Here is a 19,800-nt window from a genome sequence, read left to right as displayed (position 1 = left end):
GTTGTTGTGATGTGCAGGACACCCCCACGGGCCCCGCACCGTTGTACAACGTAAGCTGTACCGGTACCGAAACGCGGCAAGTAGGGCGATAAGGCACGACACCCCTCTCTCCGGGCTGCGGCGCGGACAGCCGGGCGGCGTGTCCGAAATAGTGTGCATTGGGTCTGCGGTGTAGAACGGGAGATGTGACGGCAATGGCTACGGAAACTCCCCAGCTCCACGCAGCATGTGCCGTCCCCGCGCCGGGCAGTCCACGGTGACGGGAAAATCCGCGCGCCCAGGTGACCCGGAGCGCGACACACTCGACAAGGCCGCCGCGGAGAACTTCCCCGTGGCGCCGTTCTTCCTGCCCAGGGCCTGGCGGACCGACCTCATGGCCGTCTACGGCTTCGCCCGCCTCGTGGACGACATCGGCGACGGCGATCTCGCTCCCGGCGGTGCCGACGCCCGTCTGCTCGGCGTGTCGCCCGAGGAGGCCGAGAACCGCCTCGCGCTCCTCGACGCCTTCGAGGCCGACCTGCGCCGGGTCTTCGACGGCACCCCCGGCCACCCCCTGCTGCGCCGCCTGCAGCACACCGTCCGCCGCTGCTCACTGACCCCCGAGCCCTTCCTGGGGCTGATCGCCGCCAACCGCCAGGACCAACTCGTCGGGCGGTACGAGACCTACGACGATCTCCTTGCCTACTGCGAACTGTCCGCCAACCCCGTCGGCCGGCTCGTCCTCGCCGTCACCGGCACCGGGACGCCCGAGCGGATCCGCCGTTCCGACGCGGTGTGCACCGCTCTGCAGATCGTCGAGCACCTCCAGGACGTCGCCGAGGACCTCGGCCGTGACCGGATTTATCTCCCCGCGCAGGACATGAAGCGTTTCCACGTCCAGGAAACCGACCTGGTGGCCAAAACAGCAGGCGCATCGGTGCGCGCACTGGTTGCATACGAAGCCGAACGTGCCCTGAACCTCCTGAATGAAGGCACCCCCCTGGTGGGTAGCGTCCACGGCAGGCTCAAGCTGCTGCTGGCGGGTTTCGTGGCCGGGGGAAGGGCGGCGGTCCGGGCGATCGCCGCCGCCGAATACGACGTACTTCCCGGCCCGCCCAAGGCCAGCAAGCTCCAGCTGCTGCGCGAGGCGGGCGTGACTCTGCGAGGAGAGGGGTGATCCGGACCGTGGAGTCTGCACCACACGCGTCCGCACCGGTACTCGCCGCCTACAGCTACTGCGAGGCCGTCACGGGTCAACAGGCCCGGAACTTCGCCTACGGCATCAGGCTGCTGCCCACGCCCAAGCGCCGCGCGATGTCGGCGCTGTACGCGTTCTCGCGCCGCGTCGACGACATCGGCGACGGCGCCCTGAGCGGCGACGTCAAGATCGCCAGGCTCGAGGACACCCGGAAGCTGCTGACCCGGATCCGCGACGGAGCGGTCGCCGAGGACGACACGGACCCCGTGGCCGTCGCCCTCGCCCACGCCGCCGGCGCCTTCCCGATCCCGCTCGGCGGCCTGGACGAGCTCATCGACGGCGTCCTGATGGACGTACGCGGCGAGACCTACGAGACCTGGGACGACCTCAAGGTCTACTGCCGCTGCGTGGCCGGCGCCATCGGACGGCTCTCGCTCGGCGTGTTCGGCACCGGACCCGGCGCGCGCGGCGCCGAGCGCGCCCCTGAGTACGCCGACACGCTCGGGCTGGCCCTCCAGCTCACCAACATCCTGCGGGACGTCCGCGAGGACGCCGAGGGCGGGCGCACCTATCTGCCCTCCGACGACCTCGCGAAATTCGGCTGCTCGGCCGGCTTCAGCGGGCCGACCCCACCGGAGGGCTCCGACTTCGCGGGCCTCGTGCACTTCGAAGTGCGTCGGGCCCGCGCTCTTTTCGCCGAGGGCTACCGGCTGCTCCCCATGCTGGACCGGCGCAGCGGCGCCTGCGTCGCCGCGATGGCCGGCATCTACCTGCGCCTGCTCGACCGCATCGAGCGCGACCCGGAGGCCGTGCTGCGCGGCCGGGTCTCCCTGCCCGGGCGCGAGAAGGCCTACGTCGCGGTGCGTGGCCTGTCCGGTCTGGACGCCCGGCATGCGACCCGCCGAACCGTCAGCCGTGCCGTCAGGAGGCGTGCCTGATGGACATTCCGGTCCAAGGTGATGCCACCGGCGAAAAGTGGCGGGCAACCCTCCGCTGCCGGGCCGCGTCCCTGACTGAGACGACCGGCCGTGCAGCGTTCAAGCACCTGCACGGCGGCCGGGCAGGGGAGGGTGCACGATGACCGACGGCACGCCGCCACAAGCGTCGCTCGCCGACATCCCGTCAGGCTCCGGGAAGGACGCCGTCGTGGTCGGCGGCGGGCTCGCCGGCATCACCGCCGCGCTCGCCCTCGCCGACGCCGGAGTGCGCGTCACCCTGATCGAGGGCAGGCCGAGGCTCGGTGGCCTGGCCTTCTCCTTCCAGCGCGGCGACCTGGTCGTCGACAACGGCCAGCACGTCTACCTGCGCTGCTGCACCGCCTACCGCTGGTTCCTCGACCGGATCGAGGGCACGGCGCTGGCACCGCTGCAGGACCGGCTCGACGTGCCCGTGATCGACGTCGAACGGCCCGAGGGACGGCGCCTGGGCACGCTGCGGCGCGACGCGCTGCCCGTACCCCTGCACCTGGGCCGGAGCCTGGTGACGTATCCGCATCTGTCGCTCGCAGATCGCGCCAAGGTCGGGCGGGCCGCGCTCGCGCTCAAGGGGCTCGACCTCGCCGATCCGGCCCTGGACACCCAGGACTTCGGCAGCTGGCTGACCGCGCACGGTCAGTCGGCGCGTGCCGTCGAGGCCCTGTGGGACCTGGTCGGGGTCGCCACCCTCAACGCGGTCGCGGGTGACGCCTCGCTGGGGCTCGCCGCGATGGTGTTCAAGACCGGTCTGCTGTCCGACCCGGGCGCGGCCGACATCGGATGGGCGCACGTCCCGCTGGGCGACCTGCATGACCGGCTGGCCCGCAAGGCGCTCGACTCCGCGGGCGTTCGTACCGAGGTCCGTACACGAGTCACCTCCATCTCCCCTGACGAGAACGGACGTTGGAGCGTCCAGGTTCCCGGCGAGACGCTGCGGGCGGACACCGTCGTGCTCGCCGTCGCCCAGCGTGAGGCCCACGACCTGCTGCCCGAGGGCGCCCTCGACGCCCCCGAACGGCTGCTGGAGATCGGCACCGCGCCGATCCTGAACGTGCATGTCGTCTACGACCGCCAGGTGCTCACCCGGCCGTTCTTCGCGGCGCTCGGCACCCCGGTGCAATGGGTGTTCGACCGCACCGCTGCCTCCGGGCTGCGCGGCGGCCAGTACCTCGCCCTGTCCCAGTCGGCCGCGCAGGACGAGATCGACGCACCCGTCGCCGCACTGCGCGAGCGCTATCTGCCGGAGCTGGAGCGGCTGTTGCCCAGGACGCGGGGCGCGCAGGTGAAGGACTTCTTCGTGACCAGGGAGCGCACGGCGACGTTCGCTCCCACCCCCGGCGTCGGGCGGCTGCGGCCCGGCGCTCGTACCAAGGCACCCGGTCTGTATCTGGCCGGAGCGTGGACCGCCACAGGGTGGCCCGCGACCATGGAGAGTGCGGTCCGCAGTGGCGTGAGTGCGGCCGGCGCCGCGCTGAGCGCCCTGGGCCGGCCCCGCCCCAGCCACCTCTTCGACGTAGAGGAGGCGGCGTGATGCTGAACCAGCACACGGCGGCAGGCACCCGCACCCCCGGTACCGCAACAAGAGGAGAGAACGTGCCCACTGTGCCCCCGGCCTCGAAGGCCGCTCGAGAGACCGCGGTCGACGTGACCGCGCTCCTGGAGCGCGGTAGGACCCTGGCCACGCCGGTACTGCGGGCGGCGATCGACCGCCTGGCCCCTCCCATGGACACCGTTTCCGCCTACCACTTCGGTTGGATCGACGCCGACGGCAAGCCCACGGCCGGCGACGGCGGCAAGGCCGTACGTCCCGCCCTCGCGGTGCTCTCCGCCGAGGTCACGGGCACCACGCCCGAGGTCGGCATCCCCGGTGCCGTCGCCGTCGAACTGGTCCACAACTTCTCGTTGCTGCATGACGACCTGATGGACGGCGACGAACAGCGCCGCCACCGCGACACCGTCTGGAAGGTGCACGGCCCCGCGCAGGCCATCCTCGTCGGCGATGCCCTGTTCGCGCTCGCCAACGAGGTCCTGCTGGAGCTCGGCACCGTCGAGGCCGGCCGCGCCACCCGCCGCCTGACCACCGCGACCCGCGCCCTCATCGACGGCCAGGCGCAGGACATCTCCTACGAGCACCGCGACCGCGTCAGCGTCGAGGAGTGCCTGGAGATGGAGGGCAACAAGACCGGCGCCCTGCTCGCCTGCGCCAGCTCGATCGGCGCCGTGCTCGGTGGCGCGGACGACCGCACCGCCGACACCCTGGAGAAGTACGGCTACCACCTGGGCCTCGCCTTCCAGGCCGTCGACGACCTCCTCGGCATCTGGGGCGACCCGGTCTCCACCGGCAAGCAGACCTGGAGCGACCTGCGCCAGCGCAAGAAGTCCCTGCCGGTCGTGGCCGCGCTCGCGGCGGGCGGGTCCGCCTCCGAGCGGCTCGGCGAGATCCTCGCCGCCGACGCCAAGAGCAGCGACTTCGAGAACTTCTCCGAGGAGGAGTTCGCCGCCCGCGCCGCCCTCATCGAGGAGGCGGGCGGCCGTGAGTGGACCGCCGACGAGGCACGCCGTCAGCACGCCGTCGCCGTCGAGGCCCTCGACGCCGTCGACATGCCCGACCGGGTGCGGGACCAGTTCACGGCACTCGCCGACTTCGTCGTCGTACGAAAGAGATGAGCACCACCGGGCGAAAAGAGATGATCAGTATCGGTCGAATAACCCTCGCTTAGTCGCCGGCCGGTGCAGCGTGAACGAGCGCACCGGCCGACGGCGGACCCACAGCAGACGCACTACCAGGAGCACTGCACGAAGGGGAAGCCATGACAGCGACGACCGACGGAAGCACCGGGGCACTGCCACCCCGGGCCGCCGCGGCCAGCGACACCGACAGCGAACTCCCCGCGGCGGCCGGGGTCCACGAAGCCGCCGTACGCGCCGCCCGGCGCGCCACCGACTTCCTGCTGGCGAAGCAGGACGCCCAGGGCTGGTGGAAGGGCGACCTCGAGACGAACGTCACCATGGACGCCGAGGACCTGCTGCTCCGTCAGTTCCTGGGCATCCGCGACGAGAAGACCACACAGGCCGCCGCGCTCTTCATCCGGGGCGAACAGCGCGAGGACGGCACCTGGGGCACCTTCTACGGCGCGCCCGGCGAACTCTCCGCCACCATCGAGGCGTACGTCGCCCTCCGCCTGGCCGGTGACGCGCCCGACGCCCCGCACATGGCGAAGGCCTCCGCCTGGATCCGCGAGCAGGGCGGCATCGCCGCCTCCCGCGTGTTCACCCGGATCTGGCTGGCTCTGTTCGGCTGGTGGAAGTGGGAGGACCTGCCGGAACTCCCGCCGGAGCTCATCTACTTCCCCACGTGGGTACCGCTCAACATCTACGACTTCGGCTGCTGGGCCCGGCAGACCATCGTCCCGCTGACGATCGTCTCCGCGAAGCGCCCGGTACGCCCCGCGCCCTTCCCGCTCGACGAACTGCACACCGACCCGGCGAACCCCAACCCGCCCAAGCCCCTTGCCCCGGCGGCCAGTTGGGACGGGGCCTTCCAGCGACTCGACAAGGCCCTGCACCAGCTGCGCAAGGTCGCACCGCGCAAGCTGCGCAGAGCGGCCATGAACAGCGCCGCCCGCTGGATCATCGAGCGACAGGAGAACGACGGCTGCTGGGGTGGCATCCAGCCGCCGGCGGTGTACTCGGTCATCGCCCTGCACCTGCTCGGCTACGACCTCCAACACCCCGTGATGCGCGAGGGGCTGGCATCGCTGGACCGTTTCGCCATCTGGCGCGAGGACGGGGCCCGGATGATCGAGGCGTGCCAGTCGCCGGTCTGGGACACCTGCCTCGCGACCATCGCGCTGGCCGACGCGGGGGTGCCCGCCGACCATCCGCAGCTCGTCAAGGCCGCCGACTGGATGCTGGGCGAGGAGATCGTCCGGCCCGGCGACTGGGCGGTCAAGCGTCCTCAACTGCCCCCCGGCGGCTGGGCGTTCGAGTTCCACAACGACAACTACCCCGACATCGACGACACCGCCGAGGTGGTCCTCGCGCTGCGCCGGGTCAAGCACCACGACCCGGAGCGGATGGAGCGGGCGATCGGTCGCGGGGTGCGCTGGAACCTCGGGATGCAGTCGAGGAACGGGGCGTGGGGCGCGTTCGACGTCGACAACACCAGCCCGTTCCCCAACCGGCTGCCGTTCTGCGACTTCGGCGAGGTCATCGACCCGCCATCGGCGGACGTCACGGCCCACGTGGTGGAGATGCTGGCCGTCGAGGGCCTCGCCCACGACCCGCGCACCCGGCGCGGCATCGAGTGGCTGCTCGCCGAGCAGGAACCGGACGGCTCGTGGTTCGGGCGCTGGGGCGTCAACTACGTCTATGGCACCGGATCCGTCGTACCCGCCCTGGTGGCGGCCGGCTTCCCGGGCGCGCACCCGGCGATCCGCCGCGCGGTGAGCTGGCTGGAGTCCGTCCAGAACGACGACGGCGGCTGGGGCGAGGACCTGCGCTCCTACAAGTACGTCAAGGAGTGGAGCGGCAAGGGCGCGTCCACGGCCTCGCAGACCGCGTGGGCGCTGATGGCGCTGCTGGCGGCGGGGGAGAAGGACTCCAAGGCCGTCGAGCGCGGCATCGAGTGGCTCGCCGCCACCCAGCGGGAGGACGGCTCCTGGGACGAGCCGTACTTCACCGGCACCGGCTTCCCCTGGGACTTCTCGATCAACTATCACCTCTACCGGCAGGTCTTCCCGCTCACCGCACTCGGCCGGTACGTCCACGGGGAGCCCTTCCCCGAGAAGCCCAAGGCATCTCTCGCCGAGGTCAAGGTGAGCTGATGACCCCACAGCCCGCCCCGGCCCCGCTGCTGATCGCCTGCGCGCTCGGCATCGAGCAGTTCGCCCTGCGCACGAGCGACCGCGGCGGTGGCGGCGGGCCCGTCACCGTGCTGCGGACCGGCATGGGACCCCGGGCGGCCGAGCGCTCCGTGACCAGGATCCTGGCCGATCCGGCCCTCAGCGGTGCCGCCGTGCTCGCCACGGGGTTCTGCGCGGGGCTCGCCCCCGGTATGCACCCCGGCGACCTGGTCGTCGCCGGGGAGACCCGGGATCCGGGGGGAACCATTCCGTGCGTCGGAACCGACCTACTCGTCAAAGAGCTCGCGCGGACCATTCCGGGCCGCACCGTCCACACCGGACCCCTCACCGGCTCCGATCACATCATCCGTGGTCAGGAGCGGTCCGATCTGCTCTCGACCGGCGCAATCGCGGTCGACATGGAATCGGCGGCCACGCTCCTGAGTGCCGTGCGCGCGGGCGAGCGCCCGGTTGCGGCCGTCCGGGTGGTCGTGGACGCTCCAGAACATGAACTCGTCCGGATCGGCACGTTGCGCGGTGGAATATCAGCTTTCCGCGTCCTTCGTTCCGTTCTACCCGCATTCTTTGAATGGCACCGTTCTTTGCTGCTCCCCAGGAGGTGAGCCAGATGGCCATGCCGCTGCGTCAGTCCATCAAGGTCGCTACTTACTTGGCCGAACAAAAGCTCCGTCGGCGGGACAAGTTCCCGCTGATCGTCGAGCTGGAACCGCTCTTCGCCTGCAACCTCAAGTGCGAGGGCTGCGGCAAGATCCAGCACCCGGCCGGAGTGCTCAAGCAGCGCATGCCGGTGGCCCAGGCCGTGGGGGCCGTGCTCGAATCCGGTGCGCCGATGGTGTCCATCGCCGGCGGTGAGCCGCTGATGCATCCGCAGATCGACGAGATCGTGCGGCAGCTGGTGGCCAAGCGGAAGTACGTCTTCCTGTGCACCAACGCCCTGCTGATGCGCAAGAAGATGGACAAGTTCAAGCCCTCGCCCTATTTCGCCTTCGCCGTGCACATCGACGGCCTGCGCGAGCGCCACGACGAGTCCGTGGCCAAGGAGGGCGTCTTCGACGAGGCCGTGGAGGCGATCAAGGAGGCCAAGCGACGCGGCTTCCGGGTCACCACCAACTCGACCTTCTTCAACACCGACACCCCGCAGACCATCATCGAGGTGCTCAACTTCCTCAACGACGACCTCAAGGTCGACGAGATGATGATCTCGCCCGCCTACGCCTACGAGAAGGCCCCCGACCAGGAGCACTTCCTCGGCGTCGAGCAGACCCGCGAGCTGTTCAAGAAGGCCTTCGCGGGCGGCAACCGCAGGAAGTGGCGGCTCAACCACTCGCCGCTGTTCCTCGACTTCCTCGAGGGCAAGGTCGACTTCCCGTGCACCGCGTGGGCGATCCCGAACTACTCCCTGTTCGGCTGGCAGCGCCCCTGCTACCTGATGAGCGACGGCTACGTCCCGACGTACCGCGAGCTGATCGAGGAAACCGACTGGGACAAGTACGGCCGCGGCAAGGACCCGCGCTGCGCCAACTGCATGGCGCACTGCGGCTACGAGCCCACCGCCGTCCTCGCCACCATGGGCTCGCTCAAGGAGTCGCTGCGCGCCATGCGCGAGACGGTCTCCGGAAACCGGGAGTGACGTCATGACCGCCATCTCCTTGGGCGTCCCCGAGGTACCGGTCCGGCCGATCGCCGAGCGGCGTGTGTCGCGGCAGATCCAGGTCGGTCCGGTGGCGGTCGGGGGCGGTGCCCCGGTGTCGGTGCAGTCGATGACGACGACGCGTACGTCGGACATCGGGGGCACTCTCCAGCAGATCGCGGAGCTCACGGCCTCCGGCTGCCAGATCGTGCGCGTGGCGTGTCCGACGCAGGACGACGCGGACGCGCTCGCCACGATCGCCCGCAAGTCCCAGATCCCGGTGATCGCGGACATCCACTTCCAGCCGAAGTACGTGTTCGCGGCCATCGAGGCCGGCTGTGCGGCCGTACGCGTCAATCCCGGCAACATCAAGCAGTTCGACGACAAGGTCAAGGAGATCGCGCGGGCGGCCAAGGACCACGGCACGCCGATCCGCATCGGCGTCAACGCAGGGTCGCTCGACAGGCGGCTTCTGCAGAAGTACGGCAAGGCGACGCCGGAGGCCCTGGTCGAGTCGGCGCTGTGGGAGGCGTCGCTCTTCGAGGAGCACGACTTCCGGGACATCAAGATCTCGGTCAAGCACAACGACCCGGTCGTGATGGTCGAGGCGTACCGGCAGCTCGCCGCGCGGTCCGACTATCCGCTGCACCTCGGCGTGACGGAGGCGGGCCCGGCGTTCCAGGGCACGATCAAGTCGGCCGTGGCCTTCGGGGCGCTGCTGTCCCAGGGCATCGGCGACACCATTCGCGTGTCCCTCTCGGCCCCGCCGGTCGAGGAGGTCAAGGTGGGCATCCAGATCCTGGAGTCCCTGAACCTCAGGCAGCGCGGCCTGGAGATCGTGTCCTGCCCGTCGTGCGGGCGTGCGCAGGTCGACGTCTACAAGCTGGCCGACGAGGTCACGGCTGGCCTGGAGGGCATGGAAGTGCCGTTGCGGGTCGCCGTCATGGGGTGTGTGGTGAACGGCCCCGGCGAGGCGCGGGAGGCGGACCTGGGGGTCGCCTCCGGCAACGGCAAGGGCCAGATCTTCGTCAAGGGCGAGGTCATCAAGACCGTCCCCGAGTCCAGGATCGTAGAGACCTTGATCGAAGAGGCGATGAAGATCGCCGAGCAGATGGAGCGGGACGGGGACGCCACGGGCGCCTCCATCGTCACGGGGAAACCAGAAGTGACTGTGAGCTGAAGCAAGGCACGGACCGAGAGGGGGCCCGAGCGTGACGATTCTGGAGAGCATCCGGCGACCACGTGACCTGAAGGCGCTGTCCGAGGCGGAACTCGGTGACCTGTCCGACGAGATCAGGGAGTTCCTGGTGCACGCGGTCGCCAGGACCGGTGGACATCTCGGGCCCAATCTGGGGGTGGTGGAACTCTCCATCGCGCTCCACCGGGTCTTCGAGTCGCCGGTCGACCGCATCGTCTGGGACACCGGTCACCAGAGCTACGTACACAAGCTTTTGACGGGTCGTCAGGACTTTTCCAAGCTGCGCGGCAAGGGGGGCCTGTCCGGCTACCCGTCACGCGAGGAGTCCGAGCACGACATCGTCGAGAACAGCCACGCCTCCACCGCGCTCGGCTGGGCCGACGGCCTCGCCAAGGCGCGCGATGTGCAGGGTGAGAAGGGGCACGTCGTCGCGGTGATCGGCGACGGGGCGCTGACCGGCGGCATGGCCTGGGAGGCGCTCAACAACATCGCGGCCGCCAAGGACCGGCCCCTGATCATAGTCGTCAACGACAACGAGCGCTCGTACGCGCCCACCATCGGAGGCCTTGCCAACCACCTGGCCACCCTGCGCACGACCGACAGCTACGAGAGGGTCCTGGCCTGGGGCAAGGACGTACTGCTGCGGACACCGCTGGTGGGCAACACGATCTACGAGTCGCTGCACGGCGCGAAGAAGGGCTTCAAGGACGCCTTCGCGCCGCAGGGCATGTTCGAGGACCTGGGTCTGAAGTACGTCGGCCCGATCGACGGGCATGACATCGGCGCCGTCGAGTCCGCGCTGCGGCGGGCCAAGCGCTTCCACGGGCCCGTGCTGATCCACTGCCTCACGGAGAAGGGGCGCGGCTACGAACCCGCCCTCGCCCACGAGGAGGACCACTTCCACACCGTCGGGGTGATGGACCCGCTGACCTGCGAGCCGCTCGCGCCGTCCAACGGACCGTCCTGGACGTCGGTGTTCGGCGACGAGATCGTGCGGATCGGCGAGGAGCGCGAGGACGTCGTGGCGATCACGGCGGCCATGCTGCATCCCGTCGGGCTCGGCAAGTTCGCGGAGCGGTTCCCGGACCGGGTCTGGGACGTCGGGATCGCCGAGCAGCACGCGGCCGTGTCGGCGGCGGGGCTCGCGACGGGCGGGCTGCACCCGGTCGTCGCCGTCTACGCGACCTTCCTGAACCGTGCCTTCGACCAGCTGCTGATGGACGTCGCGCTGCACGGGTGCGGGGTGACCTTCGTACTGGACCGGGCCGGCGTCACGGGCGCCGACGGGGCGTCCCACAACGGCATGTGGGACATGTCGATCCTCCAGGTCGTGCCGGGGCTGCGGATCGCCGCACCGCGCGACGCCGACCAGCTGCGGGCACAGCTGCGGGAGGCGGTGGCCGTCGACGACGCGCCCACGCTGGTGCGGTTCCCCAAGGAGTCGGTCGGACCGTCGATCCCGGCGGTCGACCGGGTGGGCGGTCTGGACGTGCTGCACCGGGACGCGGGCGAGCCGGAGGTCCTCCTGGTCGCCGTCGGAGTGATGGCGCCGGTGTGCCTCCAGGCCGCCGAACTGCTCCAGGCACGCGGCATCAACTGCACCGTCGTCGACCCGCGTTGGGTCAAGCCGGTCGACCCCGCTCTCGCACCGCTCGCCGCCGAGCACCGGTTGGTGGCCGTGGTCGAGGACAACAGCCGCTCGTCCGGAGTCGGCTCCGCCGTGGCGCTCGCGCTGGGCGACGCCGAAGTCGACGTGCCGGTAAGGCGGTTCGGCATCCCGGAGCAGTTCCTCGCGCACGCCAAGCGGGGCGAGGTGCTCGCCGACATCGGGCTCACGCCCGTGGAGGTCGCCGGACGGATCAGCGCGAGCCTCGCCCTCAAGGAGGCCGAGGGCGGCCACGGCCGGCGTACCGGCAGCGATCGGAGTGGTGTCGGCGGTGATGACGGTCGTGCCGTCGTACCGGTCAAGAAGAAGGCAGCCAAGGGGAAAGCAGTCAAGGAGAAAGCCGAATGACCACGGAGTTCGACCTTGGCCACCTCCTCGCCGAGCGCGGAGCCGAGCGCTACGAGCTGCACTCCAAGTACCTCAACCACCAGCTCCCGCGCATGCTGCACACCATCGGCTTCGACAAGGTGTACGAGCGGGCCGAGGGCGCGTACTTCTGGGACGCGGACGGCGACGACCACCTGGACATGCTCGCCGGGTTCGGGGTGATGGGCCTGGGGCGCCACCACCCCGTCGTCCGCAAGGCGCTGCACGACGTCCTCGACGCCCAGCTCGCCGACCTGACCCGGTTCGACTGCCAGCCGCTGCCCGGGCTGCTGGCCGAGAAGCTGCTCGCACACAGCCCGCATCTGGACCGGGTGTTCTTCGGCAACAGCGGTACGGAGGCGGTGGAGACCGCGCTGAAGTTCGCGCGGTTCGTCACCGGCAAGCCGCGCATCCTGTACTGCGACCACGCCTTCCACGGGCTGACCACCGGCTCGCTGTCGGTCAACGGCGAGTCCGGGTTCCGGGACGGCTTCGCCCCGCTGCTGCCCGACACGGCCGTACCGCTCGGCGATCTCGACGCCCTGGCAAGGGAGTTGAAGAAGGGCGACGTGGCCGCCCTGATCGTCGAGCCGATCCAGGGCAAGGGCGTGCACGAGGCCCCGCCGGGCTATCTGCGGGCCGCCCAGGAGCTGCTGCACCAGCACAAGGCACTGCTCATCGCCGACGAGGTGCAGACGGGGCTCGGCCGGACCGGCGACTTCTACGCCTATCAGCACGAGGACGGTGTCGAGCCGGACCTGGTGTGCGTGGCCAAGGCGCTCTCCGGCGGATATGTGCCGGTGGGCGCCACCCTCGGCAAGGACTGGATCTTCAAGAAGGTGTACTCGTCCATGGACCGCGTGCTGGTCCACTCGGCGAGCTTCGGGTCCAACGCACAGGCCATGGCCGCCGGGCTCGCCGTGCTGTCCGTCATCGAGGACGAGCAGATCGTCGCGAATGCGCGGGCGACCGGGGAGCAGCTGAGGTCCCGGCTCGCGGCACTGACCGACAAGTACGAACTGCTCGCCGACGTCCGCGGGCGGGGCCTGATGATCGGCATCGAGTTCGGCAGGCCCGACTCGCTGAAGCTGCGGAGCCGCTGGACCATGCTGCAGGCCGCGCGCAAGGGCCTGTTCGCGCAGATGGTCGTCGTACCGCTGCTGCGGCGGCACCGGATCCTCACCCAGGTCTCCGGGGACCACCTGGAGGTGATCAAGCTGATCCCGCCGCTCATCATCGGCGAGCGCGAGGTGGACCGGTTCGTCGACGCCTTCACGGACGTGATGGATGATGCCCACAGCGGGGGCGGGCTGATGTGGGACTTCGGCAAGACCCTGATCAAGCAGGCGGTCGCCAACCGCTGACATCCCGGACCCCGTGCGCTTTTGCCTCTGAGGCAAGAAATTTGCCGCAGAGGCAATTCTCGGGCCGAATGGAGAGCATGAGCTCTCCCGAGACCGAGCCACAGCCAGAGCCCGACCCCGGGGCCGGCGCCGAGGCTGATGCGACCGGGCTGGTCGATGCCCTGCCGGCCGTCGCGCCCCAGCTCCGCGCGCTGCGCCGCCGTGCCTCCCTCACACTGGAGGCCGCGTCCCGCTCGGCCGGCCTGTCGCCCGCGCACCTGTCCCGCCTGGAGACCGGGCAGCGTCAGCCCTCGCTGCCGATGCTGCTCGCGCTCGCACGCATCTACGGTACGACCGTCTCCGAGCTGCTCGGCGAGACGGTCGCCGACCGGGACGCCGTGGTGCGTGCCGCCGACATGGAGCCGACCGCGGCCGGCGGCTGGACGTACTGGCAGGCGGGCGCGTCAGGGCGTGGGATGCAGGCCCTGCGCGTCCACGTGCCGTACGGCTCGCAGGGCGACATCGTGCGCGTGCATCCCGGCGAGGAGTGGCTGCACGTCCTCAAGGGGCGGCTGCGGCTGCGCCTCGGGGACGCCACGCACCGGCTCGCGCCCGGCGACAGCGCGCACTTCGACTCGCTCACCCCGCACCGGATCGCCGCCCTCGACCAGGACGGGGTCGAGCTCCTGTTCGTCCACACCCTGCTGCAGAGCCCCACGGCCACGCTGTGCCTGGGCCCCACCCCTGGAGAGATGCCATGAGCGACATGGAGGAGAAGTTCCCGCGAGCCCTGTGGGTGCGGCTCATCATCTACATCGCGGTGGGGCACGTCTTCGCGGCGTTCATCTACCTGCTCTTCGAGATGGGCGCGCGGCAGTAGCCGGGCAGCAGTAGCCAGCCAGCAGCAGCCGGGTCGGAGGCCGCGCGGCGTGTTCGCACAGGGCGTGCGCCGCCGGCCGCCCGGCGTCAGTCGAGCAGACGCTCCCGCAGCCGCTCCCGGGTCTCCGGGGTGAGCCCGAGGCCCTGCTCCAGGTAGGTGTCGACGCCGCCCCACACCTCGTCGATCGTCTCGAAGGCCGCCGTCAGATACTCGGCCCGCGCGTCGAACAGTGGGCTGAGCAGCTCCATGACCTCCGGCGAGTAGGCCGCGGCGTCGCTGCCGCTGCGGCGCACCTTGTAGCGGCGGTGCTTGGCGTTGGACTCCAGATAGTCGGCGACGATCGCCTCGCGCTCGACGCCGAGGGCGAGCAGCGTCACGGCGATGGACAGGCCGGCGCGGTCCTTGCCGGCCGCGCAGTGCATCAGGGCGGGGACACTGTCCTCAGCGAGTGCGTGCAGCACCTGGGAGTGCTCGGCGGTGCGCTCCTTGATGATCATGCGGTAGGAGGCGATCATCCGGTCGGCGCCCTTGCCGTCGGCCAGGATCTCGCGGAGCTGGTCCAGGTTGCCGTCCCGGACCATCTTCCAGAATTCGGCGCCGTCCGCGGGGTCCGACAGCGGCAGGTTCACATTGCGTACGCCCCGCAGCTCCACATCGGCGCCTTCCAGCTTCTGGTCGGCCGCGTTGCGGAAGTCGAAGATCGTGTGCAGCCCCAGGGTGTCGAGGAAGGCCGCGTCGTCCTCGGTCGCGTGCGCGAGGTGGCCGCTGCGGAACAGGACCCCGTGTCGCACCCGCCGTCCGTCCACCGTCGGCAGTCCGCCCACATCGCGAAAGTTGCGAACTCCGGCCAGCTCGGGCTCGGTCGACGGGATCTGCTGCGTCACGGGGGCTCCTCCCAGTCGGCCCGTCGACGCGGCTCGGCGATGCGGCCGACGGGGTGCGCTGTCGACGATACGACATGACTTCCTGGGCCAATGAGTTGTCCACAGGCGTTGCCCCGGGGCCGCTCGAACCTTGATGATGTTGGTACTTGGTGGCACCTGTTCGTATCTGTTTTAGATCTGTGAGGGCTTGATGCTGGAGATCTCCGACAACGGCCGTACGTGGCTCCTCTCCGGGCCGACCAGCAGTTACGCCGTCCATCTGACGGACGCCGAGGAGCTCCTGCACCTCCACTGGGGGCCACGCATCGCCCTCGCCGACGCCGAGGCCCTCGCTGTGCGCCCGCTGCCGGAGTACTGGCCATTCGAGTCCCCGCTCGACGGCCGCGAGGAGTACCCGGTTGAGGGCGGCCCCCGCTTCGTACGGCCCGCCCTGTCCGTGCGCACCGACGAGCGGCGTGGCACCGAGTGGGGTTTCGAGCGGTACGAGACCGAGGGCGACGAGCTGCGGTTGCGCTTTCGTGACGGCGGGCTGGACGTCACTCTGCACTACCGGATGCGCGCAGACGTCGTGGAGCGCTGGGTCACCCTGGACAACCAGGGGCCCGTCCTGGAGCTGCTGCGCGCCGACTCGGCCGCCTGGACGCTGCCCGACCGGGAGGACTGGCGGTTGTCCCAGCTGCACGGCCGCTGGGGTGCCGAGTCCCGGCTTGCGCAGGGTCCCCTCACCTACGGTGAGAAGGTCATCGGCAGCCGCCGCGGACACACCGGGCACCAGCATCTGCCCTGGGTCGCGCTCGACACGGACGCCACCGAGGAGCGCGGCGAGGTCTACGGCTGCGCTCTCGGCTGGTCGGGATCCTGGCGCATCACCGTGGCACAACTCCCCGACGCGCGCGTGCAGATCACCGGCGGTGCCGGATACGACGACTCCGGCTTGCTGCGCCTCGCGGCGGGGGAGTCCTTCACGACGCCCGTCTTCGCCGGCCTGTGGAGCGACGGCGGCTTCGGCGGGGCCAGCCGCGCCTGGCACGCGTACCAGCGCGCGTTCGTGATCCCGCACGCGGACCAGGACCGGCCGGTGCTGTTCAACTCCTGGGAAGCGACGGAGTTCGACATCTCCGAGGAGCAGCAGAGCCTGCTCGCGCGGCGGGCCGCGGCCATCGGCGTCGAGCTGTTCGTAGTCGACGACGGCTGGTTCGGGAAGCGCACCAGCGACCGCGCCGGGCTCGGCGACTGGACCCCCAACCCCGACCGCTTCCCGTCCGGGCTCAAGCCGCTCGCCGAGTATGTGCACGCACTCGGCATGCAGTTCGGCATCTGGGTCGAACCAGAAATGGTCAATCCGGACAGTGAGTTGTATCGCGCCCATCCCGAATGGGTTCAGCATCAAACGGGACGAAAGCGGACGGAACTCCGTAATCAACTCGTACTGAATCTCGCGCGCGACGACGTCCAGGATTACCTCTGGGAACAGCTCGACGGGCTCCTCTCCAGTGCCCCGATCGACTATGTGAAGTGGGACTTCAACCGCTGCTTCACCGACGCCGGCTGGCCCGGTGAGGCATACCCGCAGCGCCTGTGGGTCGACCATGTGCGCGCCTTGTACGGCCTGCTGGACCGGCTGCGCGCCGCTCACCCCGGCGTCGCCTTCGAGTCCTGCTCGGGTGGCGGCGGACGGATCGACCTGGGCGTGCTCAGCCGTACCGACCAGGTGTGGACCTCGGACAACACCGACCCTCTGGACCGGCTCGCGATCCAGCACGGCTTCAGTCAGATCCACCCGGCGAGGGCCATGGCCGCCTGGGTGACCGACAGCCCGAACGCCATGCTCAACCACCGGGCCGCCTCCCTGCGCTTCCGGTTCGTGAGCGCCATGGCCGGCGTGCTCGGGGTGGGCGGCGACCTCACCCGGTGGACCGAGGAGGAGCTCGCCGAGGCGCGGGAGTGGGTGACGCTCTACAAGGAGATCCGGCCCCTGGTGCAGCGCGGCGACCTGTATCGGCTGCGGCCTCCGAAGGGCGGGCTGAGTGCGGTGCAGTACGTGCTAGGTGACGAGACGGTCGTCCTGGCCTGGCTCCAGGCCCAGAGCTACGGCGAACCCGCCCCGGCGCTGCGGCTGCGCGCCCTCGACCCGACAGCATCGTACGAATGCCTTGAAACGGGCGAAGTTCACCGAGGGGCTGTATTGGTGCATCACGGACTTCGCACCGGCTTGCGGGGCGACCTTGATGCGACGGTTATCCGACTGCGTCGTATCTAGGGGTTCTGTCCGAATTGGCGCCTTCATTCCAACTCGCTCTGGAGTAAAGGGAGCTGGAGAAGTGTCACGTGAGGAGCGTCATATTCGTGACCGTGCGTCGCTCGTCATGTTCACGTAATTCACATGCTTTTCGAGGGGTTTTGAGTCCGGCGACGTCCCCATAATTCACGGAGTGTGACCGGTAATTCCCACAAGGGATCAACAGGAACGCATTCGGACGGAACCCCTCACTTGTTCCCGTGCGTCTTTCTCGCTTACGTTCCACACCAATCCGGACGGACGCCTAATCCTGCCGCCGACCGGATCCCGCGCTAACTCACCGGTACCCGGCAGGAGCGGGGGACCCACAGGTACAACCGCCTGTTCCGGTCTCCGGAACGGCTTGGGGTCAAGTCGCGTCCCGACGCGACCGGGCATCTCCAGCCCGCACCCGACAGCTCACCTCGCAGGCGCCGGAGAGGAATTCGCCATGCCCGCGAAGGGTAAGCATCGCCGCCCGAAGTCCCTGCGCTTCACCCGCACCATCGCCGTCGCCGGAACCGGTGGCGCCGCTCTCGCTCTCCCGCTCATCGGGGCCACCGGCGCCCACGCCGCTCCCTCTCAGCCCGTTTCGGAAAAGGCCGTTCAGTCCGCTCCGGCCGCCGAGAAGAAGTCCGAGAAGAAGGCCACCGACAAGAAGGCGGACGCGCGGACCTATTCGGTCCAGGTCGGCGACTACCTTGCGAAGATCGCCGACGACCAGAACGTCAGCGGTGGCTGGAAGAAGCTCTACGCCGACAACCGTGAGGCCGTCGGCGCGGACCCGGCGCTGATCCACCCCGGTCTGAAGCTCACCATCGGCGGCAAGCAGGCCGAGAGCGCCCCCAAGTCTTCGTCCGCGCCCTCGTCTTCCTCCTCCGCACCTTCGAAGTCGTCCTCGGACACGACCGCCTCGAAGTCCTCGGCGTCCAAGTCCGCCGCGTCGAAGACCACCACGACCGCGCAGAGCGCCGAGAACGCCGGCGCCTCCAGCGGCTTCTCCGCCCCCCTCGACGGCGCCACCCTCGGCACCGCCTACAAGGTGGCGGGCAGCATGTGGTCCAGCGGCTACCACACCGGTGTCGACTTCTCCGCCCCCACCGGCACCCCCCTGAAGGCCGTCGGTGCGGGCACCGTCGTCTCGGCCGGCTGGGGCGGCGCGTACGGCAACCAGGTCGTCATCCAGCTCGCCGACGGCCACTACGCCCAGTACGCCCACCTGTCCTCGCTGTCCGTCTCCAGCGGCCAGTCCGTGACGGGGGGCCAGCAGATCGGGCTCTCCGGCGCGACCGGGAACGTCACCGGCCCGCACCTCCACTTCGAGATCCGCACCACCCCGGACTACGGCTCGGACCTGGACCCGGTCGCCTACCTCCGCTCGAAGGGCGTCTCCATCGGCTGACGCCCGCCGCGGAACCACCTGCCTGACACGCTGCCGAAGGCCGGACCCAGATCCCCGGGTCCGGCCTTCGGTCTGCGCGCACACGGCTGTATGGCGGTTGCGCCCACAACACCCCTCATCAAAGGGTTATTCCACGTTTGGTGAACACTTTAGGAGTGGCTTATCTCACCGCTCGTCAACCCCGTCCTACGGTCGCGTAGGTCACATTCGAAGGTGAATCATGGGCCGATGTGGCAGACGATTCGAAGAGTGACAGCAGATCAGTGATCGGGTCGTACGTTGCGGTGGGGGACAGCTTCACCGAGGGCGTCGGCGACACCGGCCCCGACGGGGCGTTCGTCGGTTGGGCCGACCGGTTCGCGGTCCTGCTCGCGGACCGACGACCCGAGGGCGACTTCAACTACACGAACCTCGCCGTGCGCGGCAAACTGCTCGACCAGGTAGTCGAGGACCAGCTTCCGAAGGCCGTCGAACTGGCCCCGGACCTGGTCTCGTTCTGCGCGGGCGGCAACGACATCATCCGGCCCGGCACCGACCCCGACGAGGTCGCCGAGCGCTTCGAGCGGGCGATCGCCCGGCTCACCTCCGAGGTCGGCACGGTCATGGTCACGACCGGTTTCGACACCCGTGGCGTGCCCGTGCTGAGGCATCTGCGCGGCAAGATCGCCACGTACAACGGTCATGTGCGGGCCATTGCCGACCGGTACGGCTGTCCGGTGCTCGACCTGTGGTCCCTGAAGACCGTTCAGGACCGCCGGGCCTGGGACCACGACCGGCTCCACCTGTCTCCCGAGGGGCACACGCGTGTGGCGCTCCGCGCGGGCCAGGTACTCGGCCTGGAGGTCCCGGCGGACCCGGACCAGCCCTGGCCGCCGCTCCCGCCCCGCGGCACGCTCGACATCCGCCGCGACGACGTCCAGTGGGCCCGCGAGTACCTGGTGCCCTGGATCGGGCGGCGCCTGCGGGGCGAGTCGTCGGGGGACCATGTCACGGCCAAGGGCGCGCTTTCCCCGGACGACATCAAGATGCGGATCGAATCGGTGGCTTGAGAGCGGTTCGCAAGCGACCCGTATGCGGTTCGCGGGTGACGGGCAGGGGTGGGCCGTACCGACGTGTGATCGGTACGGCCCACACCTA

Annotated in this window: 17 protein-coding genes and 1 riboswitch; of the genes, 16 read left to right on the top strand and 1 reads right to left on the bottom strand. The window is 69.8% G+C overall.

Features of this window, described 5'->3' with window-relative positions; translation table 11 throughout:
- The first annotated feature begins 226 nt into the window (after window positions 1–226).
- The 13 genes from hpnC to OHT51_RS06355 all read left to right on the top strand — a co-directional run bounded on the left by hpnC (window position 227) and on the right by OHT51_RS06355 (window position 14,099).
- Entirely contained in the window at window positions 227–1,156 is a 930-nt protein-coding gene (hpnC, locus tag OHT51_RS06415) for a squalene synthase HpnC (protein ID WP_328877911.1), read from the top strand.
- Window positions 1,153–2,115 carry a presqualene diphosphate synthase HpnD gene (hpnD, locus tag OHT51_RS06410; protein ID WP_328877910.1) on the top strand — a complete coding sequence of 321 codons (963 nt, stop codon included), beginning with the start codon at window positions 1,153–1,155 and terminating at the stop codon, window positions 2,113–2,115. Before hpnC ends, hpnD begins: the two co-directional genes overlap by 4 nt.
- Window positions 2,115–2,258, top strand: a complete 144-nt coding sequence (locus tag OHT51_RS06405; RefSeq protein ID WP_328877909.1) for a DUF6380 family protein — start codon at window positions 2,115–2,117, stop codon at window positions 2,256–2,258. Before hpnD ends, OHT51_RS06405 begins: the two co-directional genes overlap by 1 nt.
- Window positions 2,255–3,682, top strand: coding sequence for a hydroxysqualene dehydroxylase HpnE (gene hpnE, locus OHT51_RS06400; protein ID WP_328877908.1), 1,428 nt, complete (start codon window positions 2,255–2,257; stop codon window positions 3,680–3,682). The genes OHT51_RS06405 and hpnE overlap by 4 nt, the downstream gene beginning before the upstream one ends.
- A gap of 71 nt (window positions 3,683–3,753) precedes the next feature.
- The gene (locus tag OHT51_RS06395; protein ID WP_328884255.1) at window positions 3,754–4,818 is read left to right on the top strand and encodes a polyprenyl synthetase family protein; all 1,065 of its coding nucleotides are present in this window, start codon (window positions 3,754–3,756) and stop codon (window positions 4,816–4,818) included.
- A gap of 143 nt (window positions 4,819–4,961) precedes the next feature.
- Window positions 4,962–6,977: a squalene--hopene cyclase gene (gene shc, locus OHT51_RS06390; protein WP_328877907.1), complete on the top strand. Its 2,016-nt coding sequence runs from the start codon at window positions 4,962–4,964 to the stop codon at window positions 6,975–6,977.
- A complete protein-coding gene (locus OHT51_RS06385) occupies window positions 6,977–7,618 on the top strand; it encodes a phosphorylase family protein (protein ID WP_328877906.1) in 642 nt (213 codons plus the stop codon). Before shc ends, OHT51_RS06385 begins: the two co-directional genes overlap by 1 nt.
- Window positions 7,619–7,623: 5 nt before the next feature.
- On the top strand, window positions 7,624–8,646 hold the full coding sequence (hpnH, locus tag OHT51_RS06380) for an adenosyl-hopene transferase HpnH (protein ID WP_328877905.1): 1,023 nt from the start codon (window positions 7,624–7,626) through the stop codon (window positions 8,644–8,646).
- Between the two features lie 4 nt (window positions 8,647–8,650).
- A complete protein-coding gene (gene ispG / locus OHT51_RS06375; protein WP_328877904.1) occupies window positions 8,651–9,826 on the top strand; it encodes a flavodoxin-dependent (E)-4-hydroxy-3-methylbut-2-enyl-diphosphate synthase in 1,176 nt (391 codons plus the stop codon).
- A 31-nt stretch (window positions 9,827–9,857) separates the two neighbouring features.
- A complete protein-coding gene (gene dxs / locus OHT51_RS06370; protein ID WP_328877903.1) occupies window positions 9,858–11,858 on the top strand; it encodes a 1-deoxy-D-xylulose-5-phosphate synthase in 2,001 nt (666 codons plus the stop codon).
- Window positions 11,855–13,240, top strand: a complete 1,386-nt coding sequence (locus OHT51_RS06365) for an aspartate aminotransferase family protein (RefSeq protein WP_328877902.1) — start codon at window positions 11,855–11,857, stop codon at window positions 13,238–13,240. The genes dxs and OHT51_RS06365 overlap by 4 nt, the downstream gene beginning before the upstream one ends.
- A gap of 77 nt (window positions 13,241–13,317) precedes the next feature.
- A complete protein-coding gene (locus OHT51_RS06360; protein ID WP_328877901.1) occupies window positions 13,318–13,980 on the top strand; it encodes a helix-turn-helix domain-containing protein in 663 nt (220 codons plus the stop codon).
- On the top strand, window positions 13,977–14,099 hold the full coding sequence (locus tag OHT51_RS06355) for a DUF6126 family protein (RefSeq protein ID WP_328877900.1): 123 nt from the start codon (window positions 13,977–13,979) through the stop codon (window positions 14,097–14,099). The genes OHT51_RS06360 and OHT51_RS06355 overlap by 4 nt, the downstream gene beginning before the upstream one ends.
- Before the next feature lie 86 nt (window positions 14,100–14,185).
- Here OHT51_RS06355 and OHT51_RS06350 read toward each other — a convergent pair whose 3' ends face one another.
- Entirely contained in the window at window positions 14,186–14,983 is a 798-nt protein-coding gene (locus tag OHT51_RS06350) for a tyrosine-protein phosphatase (RefSeq protein ID WP_328877899.1), read from the bottom strand.
- Window positions 14,984–15,173: 190 nt separating this feature from the next.
- Between OHT51_RS06350 and OHT51_RS06345 the strand changes: the two genes are divergently transcribed.
- From OHT51_RS06345 to OHT51_RS06335, 3 genes are all read left to right on the top strand, one after another.
- Window positions 15,174–17,243 (top strand): alpha-galactosidase, encoded by a 2,070-nt coding sequence (locus OHT51_RS06345; protein WP_328877898.1) that lies wholly within the window; start codon window positions 15,174–15,176, stop codon window positions 17,241–17,243.
- A 307-nt stretch (window positions 17,244–17,550) separates the two neighbouring features.
- A riboswitch (cyclic di-AMP (ydaO/yuaA leader) is annotated at window positions 17,551–17,708 on the top strand.
- A gap of 4 nt (window positions 17,709–17,712) precedes the next feature.
- Window positions 17,713–18,663, top strand: coding sequence for a M23 family metallopeptidase (locus tag OHT51_RS06340; protein WP_328877897.1), 951 nt, complete (start codon window positions 17,713–17,715; stop codon window positions 18,661–18,663).
- Between the two features lie 263 nt (window positions 18,664–18,926).
- Window positions 18,927–19,712 carry an SGNH/GDSL hydrolase family protein gene (locus tag OHT51_RS06335; RefSeq protein ID WP_328884254.1) on the top strand — a complete coding sequence of 262 codons (786 nt, stop codon included), beginning with the start codon at window positions 18,927–18,929 and terminating at the stop codon, window positions 19,710–19,712.
- The last annotated feature ends 88 nt before the right edge of the window (window positions 19,713–19,800 follow it).

The organism is Streptomyces sp. NBC_00299 (assembly GCF_036173045.1).
Lineage (GTDB): Bacteria > Actinomycetota > Actinomycetes > Streptomycetales > Streptomycetaceae > Streptomyces > Streptomyces machairae.
Note: the sequence above shows the minus strand (reverse complement) of the source record. Positions and strands in the feature narration are given on the sequence as shown.

What these genes read in the sequence shown, in the direction of transcription:
- OHT51_RS06365 (WP_328877902.1), top strand. Translation starts at nt 11,855, where the DNA reads ATGACCACGGAGTTCGACCTTGGCCACCTCCTCGCCGAGCGCGGAGCC.
- OHT51_RS06355 (WP_328877900.1), top strand. Translation starts at nt 13,977, where the DNA reads ATGAGCGACATGGAGGAGAAGTTCCCGCGAGCCCTGTGGGTGCGGCTC.
- OHT51_RS06385 (WP_328877906.1), top strand. Translation starts at nt 6,977, where the DNA reads ATGACCCCACAGCCCGCCCCGGCCCCGCTGCTGATCGCCTGCGCGCTC.
- OHT51_RS06340 (WP_328877897.1), top strand. Translation starts at nt 17,713, where the DNA reads ATGCCCGCGAAGGGTAAGCATCGCCGCCCGAAGTCCCTGCGCTTCACC.
- shc (WP_328877907.1), top strand. Translation starts at nt 4,962, where the DNA reads ATGACAGCGACGACCGACGGAAGCACCGGGGCACTGCCACCCCGGGCC.
- OHT51_RS06360 (WP_328877901.1), top strand. Translation starts at nt 13,318, where the DNA reads ATGAGCTCTCCCGAGACCGAGCCACAGCCAGAGCCCGACCCCGGGGCC.
- OHT51_RS06345 (WP_328877898.1), top strand. Translation starts at nt 15,174, where the DNA reads ATGCTGGAGATCTCCGACAACGGCCGTACGTGGCTCCTCTCCGGGCCG.
- hpnE (WP_328877908.1), top strand. Translation starts at nt 2,255, where the DNA reads ATGACCGACGGCACGCCGCCACAAGCGTCGCTCGCCGACATCCCGTCA.
- OHT51_RS06405 (WP_328877909.1), top strand. Translation starts at nt 2,115, where the DNA reads ATGGACATTCCGGTCCAAGGTGATGCCACCGGCGAAAAGTGGCGGGCA.
- ispG (WP_328877904.1), top strand. Translation starts at nt 8,651, where the DNA reads ATGACCGCCATCTCCTTGGGCGTCCCCGAGGTACCGGTCCGGCCGATC.
- hpnC (WP_328877911.1), top strand. Translation starts at nt 227, where the DNA reads ATGTGCCGTCCCCGCGCCGGGCAGTCCACGGTGACGGGAAAATCCGCG.
- hpnH (WP_328877905.1), top strand. Translation starts at nt 7,624, where the DNA reads ATGGCCATGCCGCTGCGTCAGTCCATCAAGGTCGCTACTTACTTGGCC.